General features: G+C 59.8%; 20 protein-coding genes. 9 read left to right on the top strand and 11 right to left on the bottom strand.

Going from position 1 to position 20,325, the window contains the following annotated elements; translation table 11 throughout:
* Positions 1-17: 17 nt before the first annotated feature.
* A complete protein-coding gene (locus tag F0A16_RS05155; protein WP_187775904.1) occupies positions 18-2,795 on the top strand; it encodes a bifunctional diguanylate cyclase/phosphodiesterase in 2,778 nt (925 codons plus the stop codon).
* Positions 2,796-2,805: 10 nt separating this feature from the next.
* A complete protein-coding gene (locus F0A16_RS05160; protein WP_187775905.1) occupies positions 2,806-3,567 on the top strand; it encodes a PEP-CTERM/exosortase system-associated acyltransferase in 762 nt (253 codons plus the stop codon).
* 80 nt (positions 3,568-3,647) lie between these two features.
* Here F0A16_RS05160 and F0A16_RS05165 read toward each other — a convergent pair whose 3' ends face one another.
* Complete coding sequence (locus tag F0A16_RS05165) at positions 3,648-4,742, bottom strand: tartrate dehydrogenase (RefSeq protein WP_149434320.1); 1,095 nt, start codon at positions 4,740-4,742, stop codon at positions 3,648-3,650.
* Positions 4,743-4,749: 7 nt separating this feature from the next.
* On the bottom strand, positions 4,750-5,631 hold the full coding sequence (locus F0A16_RS05170) for an alpha/beta fold hydrolase (RefSeq protein WP_149434321.1): 882 nt from the start codon (positions 5,629-5,631) through the stop codon (positions 4,750-4,752).
* Between the two features lie 114 nt (positions 5,632-5,745).
* On the opposite strand from F0A16_RS05170, the gene F0A16_RS05175 reads away from it, so the two are divergent.
* Positions 5,746-6,660 (top strand): LysR family transcriptional regulator, encoded by a 915-nt coding sequence (locus tag F0A16_RS05175; protein WP_149434322.1) that lies wholly within the window; start codon positions 5,746-5,748, stop codon positions 6,658-6,660.
* Between the two features lie 294 nt (positions 6,661-6,954).
* On the opposite strand, the gene F0A16_RS05180 is transcribed toward F0A16_RS05175, so the two are convergent.
* Together F0A16_RS05180 and F0A16_RS05185 are read right to left on the bottom strand one after the other, a co-directional pair.
* Complete coding sequence (locus F0A16_RS05180) at positions 6,955-7,914, bottom strand: ABC transporter substrate-binding protein (RefSeq protein WP_420853064.1); 960 nt, start codon at positions 7,912-7,914, stop codon at positions 6,955-6,957.
* A 131-nt stretch (positions 7,915-8,045) separates the two neighbouring features.
* Complete coding sequence (locus F0A16_RS05185) at positions 8,046-9,287, bottom strand: TauD/TfdA family dioxygenase (protein WP_239023718.1); 1,242 nt, start codon at positions 9,285-9,287, stop codon at positions 8,046-8,048.
* Between the two features lie 212 nt (positions 9,288-9,499).
* On the opposite strand from F0A16_RS05185, the gene F0A16_RS05190 reads away from it, so the two are divergent.
* Positions 9,500-10,375 carry a LysR substrate-binding domain-containing protein gene (locus F0A16_RS05190; RefSeq protein ID WP_149434323.1) on the top strand — a complete coding sequence of 292 codons (876 nt, stop codon included), beginning with the start codon at positions 9,500-9,502 and terminating at the stop codon, positions 10,373-10,375.
* A 68-nt stretch (positions 10,376-10,443) separates the two neighbouring features.
* Complete coding sequence (locus F0A16_RS05195) at positions 10,444-10,884, top strand: hypothetical protein (RefSeq protein WP_149434324.1); 441 nt, start codon at positions 10,444-10,446, stop codon at positions 10,882-10,884.
* A gap of 10 nt (positions 10,885-10,894) precedes the next feature.
* On the opposite strand, the gene ltaE is transcribed toward F0A16_RS05195, so the two are convergent.
* Positions 10,895-11,908, bottom strand: coding sequence for a low-specificity L-threonine aldolase (gene ltaE, locus F0A16_RS05200; RefSeq protein WP_149434325.1), 1,014 nt, complete (start codon positions 11,906-11,908; stop codon positions 10,895-10,897).
* Positions 11,909-11,977: 69 nt separating this feature from the next.
* Entirely contained in the window at positions 11,978-12,772 is a 795-nt protein-coding gene (locus tag F0A16_RS05205; RefSeq protein ID WP_149434326.1) for an alpha/beta fold hydrolase, read from the bottom strand.
* A 112-nt stretch (positions 12,773-12,884) separates the two neighbouring features.
* On the opposite strand from F0A16_RS05205, the gene F0A16_RS05210 reads away from it, so the two are divergent.
* Positions 12,885-13,778 (top strand): LysR family transcriptional regulator, encoded by an 894-nt coding sequence (locus tag F0A16_RS05210; protein WP_187775906.1) that lies wholly within the window; start codon positions 12,885-12,887, stop codon positions 13,776-13,778.
* A 61-nt stretch (positions 13,779-13,839) separates the two neighbouring features.
* Here the strand turns inward: F0A16_RS05210 and F0A16_RS05215 are convergent, their stop codons facing one another.
* Positions 13,840-14,823 carry an NADPH:quinone reductase gene (locus F0A16_RS05215; RefSeq protein WP_149434328.1) on the bottom strand — a complete coding sequence of 328 codons (984 nt, stop codon included), beginning with the start codon at positions 14,821-14,823 and terminating at the stop codon, positions 13,840-13,842.
* Positions 14,824-14,976: 153 nt separating this feature from the next.
* On the opposite strand from F0A16_RS05215, the gene F0A16_RS05220 reads away from it, so the two are divergent.
* From F0A16_RS05220 to F0A16_RS05230, 3 genes are all read left to right on the top strand, one after another.
* The gene (locus F0A16_RS05220) at positions 14,977-15,315 is read left to right on the top strand and encodes a winged helix-turn-helix transcriptional regulator (protein ID WP_149434329.1); all 339 of its coding nucleotides are present in this window, start codon (positions 14,977-14,979) and stop codon (positions 15,313-15,315) included.
* A 146-nt stretch (positions 15,316-15,461) separates the two neighbouring features.
* Positions 15,462-15,758 (top strand): YciI family protein, encoded by a 297-nt coding sequence (locus F0A16_RS05225; protein ID WP_149434330.1) that lies wholly within the window; start codon positions 15,462-15,464, stop codon positions 15,756-15,758.
* Positions 15,759-15,763: 5 nt separating this feature from the next.
* On the top strand, positions 15,764-16,108 hold the full coding sequence (locus tag F0A16_RS05230; protein WP_149434331.1) for a hypothetical protein: 345 nt from the start codon (positions 15,764-15,766) through the stop codon (positions 16,106-16,108).
* Positions 16,109-16,147: 39 nt separating this feature from the next.
* On the opposite strand, the gene F0A16_RS05235 is transcribed toward F0A16_RS05230, so the two are convergent.
* From F0A16_RS05235 to F0A16_RS05250, 4 genes are all read right to left on the bottom strand, one after another.
* On the bottom strand, positions 16,148-17,014 hold the full coding sequence (locus F0A16_RS05235; protein ID WP_149434332.1) for a sirohydrochlorin chelatase: 867 nt from the start codon (positions 17,012-17,014) through the stop codon (positions 16,148-16,150).
* 174 nt (positions 17,015-17,188) lie between these two features.
* Positions 17,189-17,563, bottom strand: coding sequence for a MoaF-related domain-containing protein (locus F0A16_RS05240; protein ID WP_149434333.1), 375 nt, complete (start codon positions 17,561-17,563; stop codon positions 17,189-17,191).
* Between the two features lie 253 nt (positions 17,564-17,816).
* Positions 17,817-18,662, bottom strand: coding sequence for a M90 family metallopeptidase (locus F0A16_RS05245; protein ID WP_149434334.1), 846 nt, complete (start codon positions 18,660-18,662; stop codon positions 17,817-17,819).
* Between the two features lie 3 nt (positions 18,663-18,665).
* Positions 18,666-20,228, bottom strand: a complete 1,563-nt coding sequence (locus tag F0A16_RS05250) for a bifunctional GNAT family N-acetyltransferase/carbon-nitrogen hydrolase family protein (RefSeq protein ID WP_149434335.1) — start codon at positions 20,226-20,228, stop codon at positions 18,666-18,668.
* Positions 20,229-20,325: the final 97 nt, after the last annotated feature.

Raw genomic sequence — 20,325 nt, forward strand, 5'->3', positions numbered from 1 at the left:
GTCTCAAATGGAGGGCATTGGCATTTACCAGTCTTTTGCTGCTGGCATTAGCAAGCCTCGTCGCATGGGTGAGCAACCACGCCTTGGTAAAGCAGTTCAGTCAGTCTCAAAAAACTTTCTATGATCGCCAACGGTATGAAGTGTCACTGACTTTACAAAGTTCGGCGGATACCATGCGGCAAATAGCTAGCTTATTGGCATCCTCTCCCGACCTGAGTCATGCTCTACTTGAAGGCGATTCTTCGGATATAGAATCAGCTTTGTCACCTCAATGGCCAACGCTTCAATTGGATGCCGGACTTGATGACGTCAGTGTTTACAATAGTGACACCAAAAGAATAATAACGCTGGGCCAAGGGCAGGATGTCAATCGAGCAACGGTGGATGCCAAGTGGCTGAGAGAAGTCATCAAAGAAGAGAAGCCAATGAGAAGGCTTGTCTGCTATCTAGAGTGTCGCCAATATGTGGCCGTTCCTATATTGGCAGAAGGCACGGACGCCGGAGTCATCATGGTCTCCCGTTCGCTTGCCGACGTGACTCGCTATATGCAAAGAAGCTCGGGTAGCGAAGTTGCGCTGTTAGTCACTTCTCCGGAGTTGACCAGCTTTGACCGTGACAGGTTTTTGGGAAGCTGGAATGCGAATTTGATTGCCTTGACACATGAAGATACCAGCTGGCCGTTATTCAAATCCATTGCTGGAGAAATAGCGTTCTCCGACGTTGATGGCAAGGTCGCTCGATATAGTGAGGGTGACAAGGTCTTTGAAGTCACTGCGATTGCCATTGATAGAGACAATCAACAGACGGGCGGAAGACCCGGGTATTTCCTGCTGGTTTCGGATGTCACTAGTCAGATAAGTTCGATTTCCAGTACTACACGTATGGTTCTTCTAATTGCGTTGCTGGGATGGCTGGCTTCGGAAGTCATCCTGTTCATCATGTTGAAAAATCGAATGGACAGATTGAGGTTGATTAGTCGGAAGCTCCCTCTGTTGGCACAGCGAAGGTACGACGTGATGCGGGATTCGATGTCACCGACAAAAGCTTTCTTTCTAGATGAGCTCGATGTGCTAGAAGGCACGGCGATTGAGCTGGAAACCAAGCTAGAGGATATGGAAAGAGAAATCGGTCTCCGTGGCGTTGAACTGGAGAACCGCGTTAAGGAGCTGGCAAGAGAACGAGATTTTGTGTCAGGTCTCTTCAATACCGCTCAAGTTTTGATCGTTATCCATAACCGAAATGGCCACATTACCTTAACCAATCGATTTTGCGAGTGGCTCACGGGGCAGTCGGGTGAGCAACTGTCTGATAATAAATTCCAAGACGTGTTTGCGGCGGATCTGGTTAATATTGATGAGTTTTTTGATGGTGGTGGTCAACAGGAAAGCAAGTTAGTCTCAGGGAATGGTGAGGTTAGAACTATTGTTTGGTATCACACTCCATTGGACACGGAAGGTCGAAGTGACTATCAGGAACTCATCTCCGTCGGGGTGGATATTACCGAGCGAAAATTGGCGGAGACGAGACTGCTTTGGCTGGCCAGTCGAGATTCACTGACCGAACTTTACAACCGACGATTCTTTGAAGAGGCCCTGTCTCGCGCCGTCACGCCCAGCTCGTTTGGTGCAGTTCTCTACCTGGACCTAGACCGCTTCAAGGAAGTCAACGAGACGAGTGGGCATCAGTCAGGCGACCAGCTGTTGCGGTCGGTTGCCACGGACCTGTCGGAACTGGGCCAAGGCAATGTCGTGGCCCGCCTGGGTGGCGACGAATTCGCCATTCTCCTCGAACATGCATCTCAGCAGAGTGCTATCGACATGGCTCAGCAAATCGCGAACCATCTTGAACAGAAGACACTGCATGTCGAAGGCCGTATCCATCGGGCCAGCGCCAGCATTGGTATTGCGATCTACCCGGATAACGGTGCTTTTCCCGATGAGTTGATGGCCAATGCCGATTACGCGATGTACCTGGCGAAAGACGATGCCGTGCAGCGATGGCATCTATTGTCACCTGAGCAACAGGGACGAGAGGAGATCAAACAACGCGTATATTGGGTCGAGATGATTCGCAATGCGCTGCTCAATGACGATTTTGAACTCATGGTTCAGCCAATTTTTCGACTAGTCGATTTCGACGTCCAACACTATGAGGTTCTTCTCCGGCTGAAAGACGCCAATGGTAAGAGTTTGTCTCCCGGTACTTTCATTCCGATCGCCGAGCAGAGCGGACAGATCGTTGCCATCGACAGGTGGGTGTTGTCGAATGGTATCCGCTTAATGTCCACGCTTGGTGATACCACGGCCAACTTGGCTATTAATCTATCCGGACAGTCTTTACATGACGGTGACTTGACTGACTTCATGAAGCATGAATTCGTGCGTCATGCGGTTGATCCTGCACGGATAATTATTGAGGTTACCGAGACTGCCGCGGTGACTGATTTTGCCTCGGCGAGAGGCGTGTTGGAGAGCGTCCGAGCATTGGGTTGCAAGGTGGCGCTGGATGATTTTGGCGTTGGGTTTAGTAGCTTCCATTACCTGGGGCAGTTTCCTGCCGACTATATAAAAGTAGACGGTTCGTTTATTCAGAAGCTTCCCGAGAGCGAAGAGAGTCAGTTGATCGTCAAGGCCATCGTGGATATCGCTAAAGGGATGGGTAAGAAAACAGTGGCGGAGTTTGTCGATAGGTCTGAGCTGTTGCCCTATCTTTTAGGTTATGGGGTCGACTATGTCCAGGGTTTTTATTTAGGGAAACCTTCTGCTGTAGCTGATGCCAAGTTTTATAAGGTATAAGGGGGACGGGGTGGAGAATGAATTTTTTGACCTTTTCAATGTGATTTTTGCTGCGTCAGACAGTGACCGGCTACGAGTCTTTTCTCTCAGACACAAAGTGTATTGTGAAGAGCTTGGATATGAGCCTATTGACACGAAGAATCGAGTCGAGCGGGACGAGTTCGATGGCCGATCTCTTCATTGTCTGATAGAGCATAGAGCGACAGGGCTTTCTGCGGGTTGTATGAGAATCGTATTTCCCGATACCCGTAGTCTGCGTGGTTATGGTCTCCCTATCGAGGAACACGGTGTCGAGATTGAGCTCGATCCCGAGATTCGATCCGAGGATCTTTGCGAGATATCTCGTGTGGCGATCCCGAGTTATTTCCGGTCCAGCAGAGTTGAGGAAGCGGCGGTGGATGGCTTTGGTGAGTTTGTGTTTTCGCAACAGGAAAGGCGCTTTTTCCCTATGATCGGAGTTAGCCTTTTTTTATGCGCTACGGCATTTACGGGGTTGATTGAGCGCTTTCACGTTCTTGCAATGATGGAAAATCGTTTCCAAAGATTGTTGGCGAGGTCGGGTATTCGCTTTTCCCAGGTATCCCGGCCGATCCATTTTCGCGGTGAGCGTGCCGCGTTCTATATCGACCAGCGGTATGCCGAGGATGGTATGCGAGGTTCGATTCTTCCCCTGTATCGTTCGATTCAGGATGAGTTGTCGCGACAACTCATTGAAAAAGGCAGCGTCCCTGGCGTTATGAGCAGTAAGACGCTTTGTAAAATACTACTTTGATGCTGCCTTGCTGTAGTCGAGCAAGGTGACGCCATCATTGGAAAACGACGACGAGCCGACCCGCCGTCGCCAGTCTCGCTTCAACCAATCGCTGCGGCGATCTTCTCGCCCAGGCTCTGGGTCGTTCCCTTGCCTTTCAGATCAGGGGTGAGCGCCGACTTGTCGTCATCTGCCAGGACTTGCTCGATCGCACTGACCATCGCGTCGCCCGCCTCCTTGTAGCCCAGATGCTCGAGCATCATGGCGCCACACCAGATCTGGCCGATCGGGTTGGCGATGCCCTTGCCGGCGATGTCCGGGGCGCTGCCGTGGACCGGCTCGAACAGACTCGGGAACTTGCCTTCCGGGTTGATGTTTGCCGAGGGCGCGACGCCGATGGTGCCGGTGCAGGCGGGACCGAGGTCGGAAAGGATATCGCCGAAGAGATTGCTGGCGACGACGACATCGAACCAGTCCGGATGCAGGACGAAGTTGGCGGTCAGGATGTCGATGTGAAACTGGTCGACGCTGACCTCCGGATAACCCTTGGCCATCGCTTTCACCCGTTCGTCCCAGTACGGCATGGTGATAGAGATACCGTTGGACTTGGTCGCGGAGGTGAGTTTCCGGCGCGGTCGACTCTGGGCCAGGTCGAAGGCGTATTTCAGCACCCGGTCGACCCCGGTGCGCGTCATTACGGTCTCCTGCATGACCGTTTCCCGCTCGGTGCCCTCGAAGATCTTGCCGCCGATACTCGAATACTCGCCCTCGGTGTTTTCCCGCACCACGTAGAAGTCGATGTCACCCGGCTCGCGGTCGGCCAGCGGGCTCTTGATTCCGGGCATCAGGCGACAGGGCCGAAGGTTGATGTACTGGTCGAAGTGGCGCCGGAACTGCAGCAGGGAGCCCCATAGCGAGATGTGATCCGGCACCTTGTCCGGCCAGCCTACCGCGCCATAGAAGATGGCATCGAAGCCGGAGAGCGTCTCGAACCAGTCGTCCGGCAACATCTTGCCGTGCTCGAGATAGTAGTCGCAGCTGCCGAATTCGAAATGCTCGAACTCAAGACCGATATCGAAACGCCCGGCGGCCGCTTCCAGTGCGCGCAGTCCCTCCGGAACTACCTCGGTGCCGATGCCGTCGCCGGCGATGACGGCGATTTTGTGGGTGTTGGCTTGAGCGGGGTTGTGAGCCATGGCTGGCTTACCTCATGAAGTGGGTGAGTTGCTGGAAGACCGCATCCGGCGCTTCCTCGGGAAGATAATGGCCGCAGGGCAGGGCACTGCCTTCGACGCTGTGACTGGAAACCGCCCGCCACTCGCCGAGGGCATCGAAGCAGCGCTCGATGGTGCCGTGCTCGCCCCACCACACTGCCAGCGGAACCTGAAGATGCCGGCCGGCATCGCGGTCGGCGCGATCGTGCTCCAGATCGATGGTGCGGGAGGCCCGGTAATCCTCGCACAAGCCGTGGGCCGCGCCCGGGAGTGCCAGGCAGCGTTGATACTCGGCAATTGCGCGAGGGGCGAACGGGCCCAGCCCGGCATGGCGGCCACCCATGATCCGGGTGACATAGTCGGCGGGCGCGGCTTCGATCCAGGATTCCGGCAGAGGCCTGGGTTGAATCAGGAAGAACCAGTGCCAGTAGGCCGTGGCGAAAACGAGATCGGTGGCCTCGTACATTGCCAGTGTCGGTGCGATGTCCAGCACCATCAGCTTGCCCACTCGCTCGGGGTGATCGAGCGCCAGCCGGTGCGCGACTCGCCCGCCGCGATCGTGCCCGCAGAGGAAGAACCGCTCGAACCCCAGCGCCTGCATGGCCGCGACTTGATCCAACGCCATCCGGCGCTTGCTGTAGTTGAGGTGCCGTTCGTCTCCCTCCGGCTTGCCGGAATCACCATAGCCGCGCAGGTCGGTGGCGACCACGGTGTAGTGTTCGGCGAGCCTAGGAGCGAGAAGATGCCAGATGACATGGGTCTGCGGATGGCCGTGAAGCAGCAGCAGCGGTGGACCTTCACCCCCGATCACGCCATGAATGGCGATGTCCCGTTCTACCTCGATATCGAACTCGCGAAATCCGTCGAACATCGGTCTGGCCTCGTTCATGGGCTCGTTGGGTCGCTGGAACCAGTGTAGTCGCTGCCGGATTCGGGATAATCCGGTTAAAATCGGAACAACTATTGCGTTGAGGTGGAGAATTGGATGTCCGCGGTCGACGATCTGGCCTTCTTCCAGCGGATCGCCCAGGCAGGCAGCCTGACCGGCGCGGCCCGGGAACTGGGGCTGTCACTCTCGGCGGTCAGCAAGCGGCTGCAGCAGCTGGAGAGGCGTCTCGGCGTGTCACTGGCGGCGAGAACGACTCGCCGCTTGTCGCTGACAGCCGAGGGGGAGCGCTATCTGGCGCGCGGGGCGATGATCCTCGATGACCTGGGCGATCTGGAGAACTCGCTGCGAGACCAGGGCGCCGTGCTCTCGGGTCGGCTGAGAATCAACGCCACCTTCGGCTTTGGCCGGCGCCATGTGGCACCGCTGATCTCGCGCTTTGCCGCGTGTCATCCGCAGCTGGAGCTGCTGCTGGAGCTGACCAGCTTTCCGGTCGGCCTCGACGAGCAGGGGTTCGATATCAACATTCGCGTCGGTGAGCCGCCGGCGTCGCGCTGGATCGCCAGGCGACTGCTCGCCAATCGCCGGATACTCTGTGCCGCACCCGATTATCTGGCGAGCGCACCCAGGCTCGAGCGGCTGGAGGATCTGGCACGGCATCGCTGCCTGATCGTGCGGGAGAACGATACCGACTACTCGCTATGGCGGTTCGAGGCCACCGACGATACCCGCACCCGTCGTGCCATCCGCGTTCATGGCCGGCTGGCAAGCAACGATGCCGAGGCGATGACGCGAATGGCGCTCGATGGCCATGGCGTCTTGCTGCGCTCCTGGTGGGATGTTCACGAGCATCTGGCGAGCGGCGAGCTGGTGCCGTTGTTGCCGCAGTGGCAGGGGATCCGGGCGGACTTTCACCTGCTCTACGCCGAACGGGCAAGAGACAGTGCCCGGATTCGGCAGTTCGTCGATTTCATGACGACCGAGATGACGGGGCGGGTGCCGCCGTTGCCTTGATCGCGGGAGAATACCGCCAAGCGCTGAATGTCGGAAAGACGGATAAAGAATTTCCGGGGAGAATTTTTGACGTCGCGCCAGGGATAGCCCGAAGGGTGATCGCCGGGGATGGCAGGGCACAAAAAAATGCCCACCAGGGGATGGTGGGCAAGTAAGGGATCATTCAAGGGAACACCTACTCAGAGTCAGCCCTGCTGCATTAGTTCCAGGCGAGGACAAAAAAATCGCCACGAATTTGTAACGGTTTTTTGCTACGTCAAACCGTGACCCGGCGGTGGCTCCCGATATCTTGATCTACAAGGAGAATTTTTCCCGGACCGCTTCCCAGGCCGGCTCGCCTTCGAGCGTCGTGACATCTTTCATCATGGCTTCGACGCGGTTCGGATGGTCTTCGATCCAGGTTGTGGCGACTTCTTCCATCGGCTTCTCTGCCTGGCCGTACTGCTTGATCATCCAGCTCTGCTCCTCGGCGGAAAACGAGAACTGATCGAAGAAGGTCACGAGATTAGGGTTGGCCTTGGCGTAGTCGCTTGCCATCAGCGTGCGAACGTCGCTGGCTCCATTGCCCTCGCCGAACAGGTTCTTCGAGTCGCTGAGGTAGCGCATCGGCAGTTCGAGGTTCATCCAGTGCGGGGTCCAGCCGACCCAGACGATGGGTTCCTCGTTGGCGATATGGCTCTTGGCGGCGCTCAGCATGCCGACGGTGCTGGTGTCGACCAGCGTCCAGTCGCCAAGGCCCCAGGTATCGTCCTCGATCGCCTTGTTCAGGATTTCGCTGGCGGCGGATCCGGCACCGAACCCGTAGATCTCGCCGTTGAACTCGTCGCGATGCGAATCGAGATCGGCGAAGGAGGTGACGCCGCTGTCGTAGACATAGTCCGGCACCGCCAGCGTCATCTGCGCGCCGGTCACGTTGGTAGCCAGACGGGTGATACTGCCGTCGTCTTCCAATGGCTCCAGCATCGAGTTCTGGGCCGGCAGCCAGGCGCCCAGGAAGACGTCCACATCGCCGGTATCGAGGCCCTGATAGATCACCTGCAGGCCGATGTCCTGAGCCGTGCCCTGATACCCCAGCGGCGCCAGGAGCTGGCGGGCAATCTCGGTTTTCACAGTGATGCCGGGCCAGGCCGGGACACCGTAGGTCACGGTATCGTCAGCGGCGTGCGCAGCGCTCGCGTTGGTCAACGTCAAGCCAGCGCCCATCAACAAGCCGGTGGTCAGCGTCAGGGCGGAAATCGTTTGCGGTCGTTTCATTTGTTGTCTCCTGTCGTTCCCTAATGGGCGTGTATTCCCTGGCCAGAGTGTACCGGGGATACACGCAGAAGAGCCGCCCGGTCACGCAGTGATGACGTCGGGCGGCTCGTATCAACACCGTGCCGTTCGGTTCATCTCGACAGCACGCGCAGATGTGATTGCAACATGTCCAGGTCGAGATAGGTGCCCTGGAGATGGCGCTTGCCGGTGTTGGGGTCGAAGGCATTGCGACCGTGCAGCACGCGGCGGTTGTCGAAAGCGACCATCTGGCCGGGTTCCAGCGTCAGCTCCACGCGGCCCTCGGGGCGACGCAGGATCTGCCATAGTGCGCGATAGGCGTCGTACCAAGCCTCGATCCGGTCCGGCGGCAGGCTCAGCGTATCGCGAATCCAGTTGTTGAAGCGGATCTCGCGCGGGTTGCCGCTCTCGTCCAGGTCGAGGACCGGCTCGCGCACGGCGATATCGTGGCCGTCGTCCTGGAAGCGGAAATCGATCAGCGTCTCGGACAGTACACGGAAGGCTTCGGGGTTCTCGGCACGCAGCGTCTCGGCGGCGGCGAAGCCGTCGGCGAAGCTGGATTCGCCGCCCTCGGCGTCGTTTTCCAGGCAGTAGAGCAGCTGGATATCCGGCGGTTGGCGCCAGTTGGGCAGGTCGGTGTGCAGTTCGAGACCGATCGCCGTATAGGCGGCGTTGTTCGGATTGGGGACCGAGCGCACGTCGAACCGGGCGCCGAAGTTGGTCGAACGCATCGGGCCAATGCTCTCGGCGATGCGCGACACTTCCTCCAGCTCGCACGGCCCCTGATCGAGTATGACCAGGCCATCACGCAGCAGGGCGGTGGCCCAGCGGCTGCGACCGTCGCTGCCATCGATGAAGTCGGCATGGCTGACGTGGCTCGGCGTAAAGTGTGTCGGCCACGGCGTCGGTGTCGGCAGCAGCGTGGCGAGTTCCTGTCCGGGGCAGCGCTGATAGAGCCAGCCGGCATCGAATCGCGACACGTGTCCATCCCGCCAGGTCAGCGTCAGTGCACTGGCGTCGAACTCGAACGATGCCAGCGCGTCACCGCCGTCGAGGCGCTCCCACAGGGGATCGTCGAGCAGCTTGTAGAGGCGCTCCCGGGTCAGCGGATGGCGGCACTGGTCGCAGGCGCAGTGATCGCGGAGCCACATCAACGGGAATTGGCCGGCGCGGCCGTCGGACCAGTTCAGCGTCAGGCGGCGCGCCTGTTGCGTCACGCTCTCTAGCGTGGCGGCCGGCGCACCACTGCCCTGGCGATAGCGGCGCAGTTCGGCCATATCGATGGGCGTCTGGCCCTGACGAGCAGTCAGAGCGTCGTTGAAGGCGCCTCCGGATGACAAAAGAGCGGATGACAAAGGGCACTTCCTCGATGGCTGACAGCGCCATCTTCGTTAACGATGTGTGTCATTGAGTGCCCCTAGAATGCGGATTGCTTCGGACCATGACAAACGATTAATCTGGCCGCTAAGGCCAAGCTTGGCTAATGGCCGGCTTTGTCTATTAGCCTAACGGCTGACTCCCGGTATTTCAGCCACACCCTTCCAGCAAGTTCCTTTCAGGAAACGAGATGTCCGAACTTCCCCCGGTACTGTGGCTGCAGGCGTTCGAGGCGGCAGCGCGAACACTGAGCTTCACCGAGGCGGGTCGGGAGCTCGGCGTCACTCAGTCGGCGATTAGCCAACGTATCCGACTGCTCGAGGATCGAGTCGGGCAGTCGTTGTTCGTGCGCTATCCACGTAGCCTGGCGCTGACTCCGGCCGGGCAGGCGTGGTTGCCCAGCGTGCAGGGCGCGTTCACCCGCCTTGCCGAGGGCACCTCGGAAGTCTTCGGCCCCAGCCCCGGTGCGCCGGTCACTCTACGAGCCACGCCGGCCATGCAGCAGACCTGGTTGGCGCCGAGATTGATCCATTTCCAGCGGATGCATCCCGAGATCACCCTGCGCCTGGTCAGCGCGATCTGGGCAGACGATTTCGGCGCCGAAGGGGCGGATCTGGAAATTCGCTACGGCCATGGCGACTGGAACGACGTGATGGCGGAGTGTCTGGGGGAAGAGCGGCTGTTGCCGGTCTGCTCGACCGCGCTGGCGGCGGCACTCGACACGCCCGAGGATCTCGCCGGCAAGACGTTGCTGCACGCGGCGGGATTCGCTGCCGGCTGGCCGCGCTGGCTGGTGGAAGCGGGGTTCGCTGGTCTGGAACACCGTTGCCAGGCAATGATCTGCGACACCCACGTGACCACGCTGGCGCTGGCTTCCTACGGCGGTGGCATCGCGCTGTCGCATCGCCGTCTGCTCGAGGCCAGCCGCGATCTGGTGGCACCGTTCGATCTCGATATGCCGACCGACGAAGCCTTCTGGCTGGTCCGTCCCAGCCGTCGGCAGTTGCGTCCGTCGGCGGCGGCGCTGTGGGAGTGGCTCTCCCAGACCAGCGAATCGCCGCCGTGAATCCGCGCCCGGAATCGCGGCGGGCGCTACACTATGTTGACGTAGCAGATTCTCACCGGAGATGGACCATGCGAACGCTCATCACGCCCGCCAGGCGCCGCACCACGTTGACCGCGACCTGTCTCACGCTAATCCTGGCTGGCACGACGCTGGTCAGCGCTCCCGCCGTCGCCGATGGCGTTTCCGTCGTCGATCCCCAGACCGGCCACCGCGTCAGGCTGCCGGATAATGACCGTGACGGACGCGCCGACTACGTGCCCAAGCGCCTGGACGTCCACGTCAGTCCCGGGCTGACCTATCCGCGGGAAACGCGAGAACAACGGCCCAGCGGTGGTGGATCGATCTGCCACGGCAACGATGGCGGCTCGACCGTCTCCACGGCGCGGCGGAGCTGCAACCCCAGCGCTCCCGCCGGCGATGGCGGCGCCTGGGAAGCGCCCGATACGTCCACGAGCTCGCCGTCGACACCGACCCGCCCGAGCACGTCTTCGTCCACCCGGCTCAACTGAGCGAACCGCTTTACCCGCGTTTGAAATACTCGCCAACGACGTCGACGACGCGGTCGATATCGCCCATCGAGACATCGCGGTGGGTGACGAAGCGCGGTGCGTAGAGTGCGCCGACCAGGATATCGCGCGCTTTCAGCCAGGCGTGCAGATCGGCCGGATCGAGTGCCGGGCGGGTGAATTCGACGAATACCATGTTGGTGGCCTGTGCCGTCACCGTGATGCCGTCGATCTCCGCCAGGCCCGCCGCCAGACGCTCGGCCTTGGCATGGTCTTCCACCAGCGGCGTGAGCTGATGCTCCAGCGCGTATTCGCACGCCGCCGCCAGCATGCCGACCTGGCGCATGCCGCCGCCGACCACCTTGCGCCAGCGCCGCGCCGTCTCGATGAAATCGGCAGCCCCGACCAGCACCGATCCCGCCGGCGCCCCCAACCCTTTCGAGCAGCAGATCGAGATCGTATCGAAGGGTGTGCACAGCGCTTTCAGGCTGGCACCGGTCGCCGCCGCCGCATTGCCGATTCGCGCCCCGTCCAGATGCGTCGCCAGGCCGAAGCGACGTGCCAGAGTGGTGGCCGCTTCGACATAACCGGCGTCCAGGACCTGGCCGTGGAAGGTGTTCTCCAGCGTCAGCAGGCGCGTACGCGCGAAGTGCGGATCGATCGGTTTGACGGCGGCCTCGATCTTCTTCAGCGGCAAGGTACCGTCGGCCTCGTTCTCGATCGGCTGCGGCTGGATGCCGCCCAGCACCGCCGCGCCACCGCCCTCCATGCGATAGGTGTGCGCCTGCTGGCCGACGATGTACTCGTCGCCGCGCTGGCAGTGGCTCAACAGCGCCACCAGGTTGCTCTGGGTGCCGGAGGGGAAGAACAGTGCCGCCGCCTTGCCGGTACGCTCGGCGATATAGGCTTCCAGGTGCGCCACGCTCGGGTCGTCGCCCCACACGTCGTCACCGAGCGGGGCGTCGAACATTACCTGGCGCATCGCCTCGCTGGGGCGGGTGACGGTGTCGCTGCGGAGATCGATCATGGTGATAGCCTTGTGAGAGTTATATGGTAGGCGTCGATTTATGCTTCGATGACTAGCCCCTAGTATCCATCATTTACGGACTCTGTTTTCCAACTCGTCCAGCCACCGCTGGATATGCCCTGCGACTTCCTTCGGCGCTTCCAGCGGCAACAAGTGGCCGATACCTGCCAGTTCCTGTATTTCCGGGGTCGGTAGAAAGGGCACGAGCCGGTCGGCGAGAACGGCTGGAGGATCCACTCGATCGCACTCACCGGTCAACAGCAGCGTCGGCACATTGATGCATTGTGTCGTCTCGCTGATGTCTTCGAGCATGGCGGCGGCAGGCCAGGCGGCCTTGGCAGCCGGATCGCCGGCCAAACTGTCGGCAATGGCGCGTTCGCGCATCATCCCGGCGAGCGGCGTCTCCGTGAGCACATTATCGAGTGTCTCTTCGACACTCGCGCGGCTGTCATAGGCCGATTGCATGGCAAGACGCTGAGGCTCCGGAACATCCATTGGCAGGGCGGGGGACGATGCCACCAGCACCAGTTTCTTCAGCCAGGCCGGCCGCTGGCCCGCGAGATACTGGGCAATCTTGCCACCCATGGAATGACCGACCAGTACGACATCGCGGAGCTGATACGCGTCAATCATCCCGCTAACCGACTCGGCCAGGTCCGCAATCCGATACCCGTGCCGCGAAGGGCTGGACTGCCCCCAACCCGGCAGATCCGGCATCAGGCAACGACCCTGCCCGCCAAGTGCCGTGGCCACATCGGTCCAAGTGCGACCAGAACCGCCCCAGTAGTGCAGAAACACGAGCGTGCGATGCGCAGCGCCATGCTCCGAGACATGAAGAGTGGCACCATCCGTTTCGATCATCATCTCTTTCTACTCCCAACACGTACGAGGAGTCGCTATCCTGAATAAGATCGCCAAGCGATGGAATGTGGCAAAAATGAAATGCCATCGATCATGCAATGAGGGAATCGGGTTCATGGATCGTTTCCGACAAATCGAAGTCTTCATCGCAGCGGTCGAACACGGCAGCATCGCCGCTGCCGGAAGAGCGTTGGATCTTTCGCCTGCCATGGCTGGCAAATATCTGAGTGCGCTCGAATCGACGCTGGGAACGCGACTCATGCATCGCAGCACCCGCGCGTTGTCGCTAACCGAGGCCGGCCAGCAATACCTGGTGGCGTCAGAGCGCATTATCGATGCTCTGTTGGAGGCGGACGCCGAGGCACGCGAGGGCCGCAGTCAGCTTGCCGGGGAGATTCGTCTCGGCGTGCCGCGCGCCTTCGGTACGTTGACGCTGGCGCCGATGCTGGCTGCGTTCTGCAGCGCTCACCCAAGGATCACGCTGAACCTGCACACGGATGAGCGCTACGTGGATCTGGTCGATGGCCGGCTGGACCTTGCCGTGCGCATCGGGCAACTCCCCGATTCGGCTTTGCATACCCGCCCGCTCGGGAGTATCCGTATGGGCCTCTGCTGTGCGCCCGGCTTGCTAGCCCCTGGCGCGAGGCGAGATGTTTCGCACATTTGCCAGTTACCACGACTGGTGTTCACGGAGGCCCGCTCGCCCGGCGACTGGATGGTAAGTGATGGTAAAAATGGTGCGCACGTGATCGACGGCCCTGCCGTCATGCGCTCGGATGACATCATCCTGCTGGTTCGTGCGGCGATCGAAGGCCTCGGTATCGTGTACGCGCCCATGTTCGTGCTCGACGAGCCGCTGAAAGACGGCCGCCTGGTACGGCTCCTGGCCGATCACCAAGCGACACGACTCGACCTGCAGATCGTTTATACCGATCGCCACCATCAGCCCGCACGAGTCCGCGCCCTGATCGACTATCTGGCCGCCTGCTTTCAAGAGGCATGGACTTGATGCAGCAATACGCCTGGTTTATCTCTGTAAAGAGCGAGAGCGGGCACTCAAGTCTGTCGATTTATATATGTACAAGAACTTTCCCTATGACTTTATGACGCTCCAGTGTCTCGTGAGCATGGATGATGCTTTCTAGAGGTAAGTTCAACCCGATTTTGGGAAAATACCTCCCCGCCAATAGACAAGAGGTGATGTCCTTTATGGCTTTCTGCTTTGCCTCGTCAGGCACGTTGTAGATATAGACGAAGCGGAAGACGCATCCATGGATCATGGACTGCAGTAACGGAATGGATAATTCGTCCATCGCGCTATCGGTTGCATAGGCGCCAATAACTCCGCCTTGAGACAAGCAGGCCAGGTTGATGGCAAGATTGGACTTCAAAGCGACATCGACAATGTGATCGACGCCGAGTCCATTGGTTGCTTGTAGAACGAGATTCGCAACATCTCCTGATGCTCGGTCGAGCACCAGGTCCGCACCATTTGCCTTTGCTACAGTGGCCTGATCAGCATTCGTCACCGTTGTCGAAACCCACGCGCCAGCCCATTTTGCCAACAGAGTTGCTGCTGTTCCGACCACTCCGGCACCGCCATGTATCAATACCCGCCGACCTTCGAGATTGCCATCGGAAAACAGGCAGCGGTGAGCGGTTAACGCCGGAATGCCAAGCGAAGCACCCACTTCGAACGATACCGCGTCAGGCAAATGAACGGCTTGGCTCGATGGTAATACAACGTATTCTGCTGCCGTTCCCATTGCTCGACCAAACTGCGCTTCATAAACCCAAACCCGCTCACCACGTCTTTCGGGTGATACATTGGCGCCGACAGCATCAATAACGCCTGCGCCATCCTGGTGAGGAATGATTCGCGGGTAGGGCATTTCCGCTGAGAAGCCGGTTCTCGCCTTGATATCAGTCGGATTCAATCCGGAAACATGAATGCGCACCCGGACCTCATCCGGCCCGGGCTCTGGAGTCGGAAACTCGTCGACAACCAATACCTCCCGGGCACTGCCCTGGGCCTCATAGTAGGCTGCTTTCATCAGTATTCTCTCCACGCCCTGTATCAGAAATGTACGCGACAAGGCTGTTAGTCGCCGCGGAGATGGATTCTGGAGTCTTTCATGCGCGCTGAAAAGTAGGTACATTGTTTATACATAGGTATAAAATTTATACTAATGGGCGCTTTTCGAACGATGAAAAATCAAGAAATGCACGAATACCGATGCACTGTGGAAGCAACCGTTGCGGTCGCCGGCGGTAAATGGAAGCCGCTTGTTATTTACTATTTATTGAGTGGGACGAAACGGTTCGGGGAGCTTCGCAAGCTTATCGGTGGTGTCACTCAACGGTCTTTGACGTTGCAACTTCGAGAGCTTGAAGCACATGGCATCATCTCCCGCGAAGTGTTTGCGGAAGTTCCTCCTCGCGTAGAGTACTCACTCACGGAGCTTGGGTTGACTCTTTCCCCTGTACTTGACGCCATGAAAGCGTGGGGAGACAACTACTTATCGTGGCAACAGACCGACGAATAACAGGTGCGCAGATTGATGTCTCGGGTGTAAGACACCTTCGGAAAATATAAAGCCAAGGTTGACCATCGAGGCCAATTTGCTTGGTCAAGAAAGCTGACGCATGATGCCAATTCTCTCCAATGATCAACGAACGGCAGGAGCACCGCATGAAGCAGTATGCCGTGGTGGCTTACGACTACACCGACGACGACGCGCTCGAGCGCCGGCTGGCCAATCGGGATGCGCATCTGGCAGGCGTACGGGAGCTAACCAAACAGGGGAAGTTCCTCAGCGGCGGCGCGATCCTGGATGATGACGGCAAGATGGTCGGCTCCAACGCGCACTTTCGCTTCGACGACCGCGCCGATCTCGAAGCGTGGCTCGAGACCGAGCCCTATATGACCGGGCGGGTATGGGAGCGAATCGACATTCGCGAAGTGAAGCTCTTCGATCCGAACGCCTGAGAATCATGACCGACGCTCAATCCCTCCCCGCGCAGGTTCGCCAGCTGCTAGAGACGGCGCCTCGCGAGACTCTGCCGCTGACCTACCAGCAACTCGCCGAGGCGTTGGGATTGCGACCGCCGCGCACCATCCAGCGCGTCGCCCAGGCACTGGAGAGCACGATGCGCGAGGATGCCCAGCAAGACCGGCCCTTTATCGCCGCGCTGGTCGTCAGCCGCCGTGGTGAAGGGCTGCCGGCGCAGGGTTTCTTCGATCTCGCGGTGGAGCTGGGGCGATTTCCCGCCGGCCCGGCGCAATATGCCAAGGCCTGGCGGCAGGAGTTCGAGCGTGTGCTGGCGGCGAAGGCATAAGCGCACGCTGCCAACTGCCGATTCAAGCTGAGGCGTGGATCATGTGTCCTTGGTGCCAGTCGCCGGTAGTTCCATCAATAGTGGCCCACCGGCCAGCGCCTGCTGCAGGCGAGTGGCGAGGAGTTCCAGGATGGCGTCGTTCTCACCCACCAGCCGGGTCGTCACGACATTCAGGCTGGGGGCACGTGACATCGCCTGCGCGCAGATCTCCGCAATATCGCCGCCTTCGCCAGCGTGACGGCCCGGGGAAAGAAACAGCAAGGACAAAATCACGTCACCTTCGGCCAGCACGGGTGAGGCCAGCAACGTCTCCAGCAGTGGCTCGTTGAAGCGGTAGGCATCGCCCTCGCGGCGCTCCATGGAGGCAAAGGTCACACACTCGGCCTCATCGGCCAGCAGCGTACTCAGTTGCCCGGCGAGATAGTTGCGCACCGCCGTGACCTCCGGGATCGGGCTGCCGTGGTCGACCAGCACGACCTTTGGCCGCGACAGGTTGGCCATGCGCTCGCGGATGTTGTCCGCCAGCAGCCGGGCCAGACACAGATCCGGCGCCAGCAGCGTATCGACCAGCGGCGGGGCGACCCTCACCGACAGCTGCGGGTAGCTGGCCTGCACCTCGGCCAGACGCTCCGGCAGGTAGCGGGTCAGCGCCTGGCTGGGCCCGAAGAAGAAGGGCAGGATCAGCAGCTCGGTCACGCCCTCGGCCGCATATCGTTCGGCCAGCGGCCCCAGGGAATCCGCCTTGCGACCACCGAGCTGCTCGGGCGAAATCTTGAAGGAGTGGAGTAGCGATGCAGCCTTTACCGCCTCTCCCGTGGCCTGGCTCAAGGCATCGGCAAGACGACGCAGGTTGAGCGTCGCGGCAGGACGCAGGGAACCGTTGTCGACGAGCAGAATCTTTCGCATGGGGCCTCAAAGCTGGCGCAGATGGGTGTCAAATCAAGCCTTTCGCGGTAAGACGCGTCGCTATGAAGCCAGCATAATCGACCGCCTTCGATAGGGGAAAACAGCCAAGACGTGCGCTGATAGCGCTCTATTTTCCGCTATCGGAAAAGGGGCAGCTCGCCTCCCAGGCATGGCCTATTTGTTTTCAATACATCCTTTGAGACGCATAACATCGCCCTCATCTGGCGTTACGACTGTGTGGGCTTCTCCAGAATGAAAATCGAGAACATGGACGATCGTGCTTCCAATATGCTCCTGCCAAGAGAGCAGTACTAGATTATCGCGGATCGCGACTGCCTCGTATTCGACTCTATCAGAGAAGCCGACATTGTCGCCTGAAACGATTTCTACCGTCAGCTCCCACTCCGAATGGATAGTCATCCGTGGTGTGAACGGCTGAAAGCTGATCTCAAGCACTTGGCCAACATCAAGTGGTGATGTAGCTTGCGCTACCATTTCTATCCCCCGGCTTCTGAAAATAACGGTGTGTAAAATGGCCTGCAGAGGCATGTTGCATAGTTGTGTTTAGGCTAATAAGAGTATGTTTCTAATCAGTTTTAGTGATATTGATGTATGGTGTCAATCATTGTGCCGACTGCATGCCCAATCGAACGGAACTATCCTCGTATCACCGTAAAACAATGTTCATCATGAGTAACGCCCATTGAGACCAATTCTCTAGTCAGGATCGGCTTGGTCGCGATAGTCAGTAAGGCGAGGGGATGACTGTTGCGCGGAGGGGATTGTCGGGAGGCGAGCAGGATCAATCCCACGACTGATCGACCCCAGCCGTCTGCCTCCGCTCAAACCGCGCCAGCGTTTCCTGTCGGAAGTAGCGCTTCAGCAGGTCATAAAGCTCGAGGTAGACATCGACCAGCTGATCCGGGGCGGTGAAGAAGAGTTCGCAGCACACCGCGAAGCATTCGCCGGGGTGGGTGGCGGCGTAGTCGTCGATGGGGGTGGGTTCGTCGCGGGCGATGTGGGCTTGCAGGTCGTCCCACACGGCGGTGAAGACGCGGTGCCACTCTTGTGAGGTGACGTCGCTCGCGGCGGCAAGTGGCGGGAAGCCGTCGACATCCTGCGAGTTGCCCAGATCGAGCTTGTGCGCGAATTCGTGAATGATGACGTTATAGCCGGTGTAGTCACCGCTGTCGGCGACATCGGGAATCGCCAGCACCACGGGGCCGCGCCAGGAGGTTTCCCCGGCGCGTTCATCCATGTATTCGTGCATCACACCAAAGTCGTCCATCTCCTCGACGTGGCGATGGAAGGCGTCCGGCAGCAGGACGATCTCGGTGACGTTGTCGAAGGCGGCGCTGGCGTCGCGGTCCGACCAGCCCAGGGTGAGCAGGCTGGCCTGCGCGGCGATGGCGAGCAGGGCGGCATCGTCGACTTCGACCCCGTCACCCGCCACCCAGCGCTTGTCCTGCAGCAGTTGCCAGGCGCGCGGACCGAGACGCTCGGCATCCAAGTCGTCGAGGTCGGCCAGCAGCGGCAGGCCGTGGCGAATCGGCCGCCATGCCTCCGGGTCGAACGGCTGGCGCGAGCGTTGTCGGGCGTCGTGTCGACGGCCCCACCAGGCTTTCCACGAACCGCTCCGCAAGCCCATGGATCAGGTCTCTTCCTGGCGCGCCCCGGATTTCCACGACCAGTCGCGCAGGCGCAGATCGAACAGGTCGAGACGGCGATCCTTGAGGTTGGTCACCGCGCCTTCGGAGCGCACCAGCTTGAGCTTGGTCAGGTCGAGATCGGAGAACATCACCATTTCGGTGTTGGGCGTGGTTTCCGACAGTACCGCATCGTGGGGGAAGGCGAAGTCCGACGGCGAGAACACCGAGGACTGGGCGTACTGGATGTCCAGATTCTCGATCGAGGGCACGTTGCCCACGCTGCCGCAGACCACCACGTAGCACTCGTTCTCGATGGCGCGGGCCTGGGCGCAGTGGCGCACGCGCAGGTAGCTGTTCTTGGTGTCGGTCCAGAACGGCACGATCAGGATGTCCATGTCCTGCTCGGCCAGCAGCCGCGGCAGTTCGGGGAACTCGACGTCGTAGCAGATCAGCATGCCGACGCGGCCGGCATCGGTCTCGAACACCTGCAGCTCGTCGCCGCCCTCGACCACCCAGTCGCGCCGCTCCTGCGGAGTGATGTGCAGCTTGGCCTGACGGTCGATTTCGCCATCGCGGTGGCACAAGTAGGCAACATTGTAGAGCTTGCCGTCCTCACCCAGCTCGACCATCGAACCGGCCACGATGTTGATGTTGTAGGAGATCGCCATACGCGAGATCTCGGTCTTGAAGCGCTCGGTGAAGCCGGCCAGGAAGTGAATGGCGGCGACCTGGTCGGTCTGGTCGGTCAACCCCATCAGCGGGGTGTTGAACAGCTCCGGGAAGACCGCGAAATCGCTCTGGTAGTCGGAGATTGCGTCGACGTAGAACTCCACCTGCTGGAGCACCGCCTCCACCGAGTCGAATTCGCGCATCTGCCACTGCACCGCGCCGACGCGAACCTGGGTGCGGCGGGTCTCGATGATCCGGCTGGCCGGTTCGTAGAGGATGTTGTTCCACTCGAGCAGAGTGGCATAGCCCATCGACTTCTCGTCTTCGGGCAGATACTTGGTCAGCAGGCGCTTGACCAGGAAATCATTGGCCAGTTGGAACGACAGGATCGGGTCGTAGAACTCCTTGCGCGCCACCCGATCGATGTACTCGGCGGGGGGCATCTCGTCGGCGTGCTGGTGGTAGTTCGGGATCCGGCCGCCAGCGAGAATCGCGCGCAGGTTCATCGATCGGCACAGGTCCTTGCGCGCTTCGTAGAGACGCCGGCCGAGGCGGTAGCCGCGATAGGCCGGATCGATCAGCACATCGAGCCCGTAGAGCGCATCGCCGTTGGCATCATTGAGGATGATCTCGCGATGCCCGATCAGCTCGTCGTACTTGTGCGGGTTGGAGAAGCGGTCGTAGTCGACCAGCACCGTCAGCGCGACACCGACGATCTTGCCGTCGTCCTCGATGATGATCTGGCCGTCGGCGAACTCGCCGATCAGCTTGTCGATCGTGAGCTTCGACCAGGCGCCGCCGATGTCGTTGTAGACGGCATCCATCAGCCGCTTGAGCTGCGGATAGTCCTCGGGCGTGAGGTTGCGCAGATTGAGGTGCAGTTCTTCCAAAGACATTGAGCGCCTGACTCCATCCGAGAAAAGAAATAGGGCGTCGCCAACGAGGCTCTGACCACCGAGCGTTTAATGACAAAGTCTAACACGCCGAGTTCCC

It is taken from the genome of Salinicola corii (assembly GCF_008298015.1).
Taxonomy (GTDB): domain Bacteria; phylum Pseudomonadota; class Gammaproteobacteria; order Pseudomonadales; family Halomonadaceae; genus Salinicola; species Salinicola corii.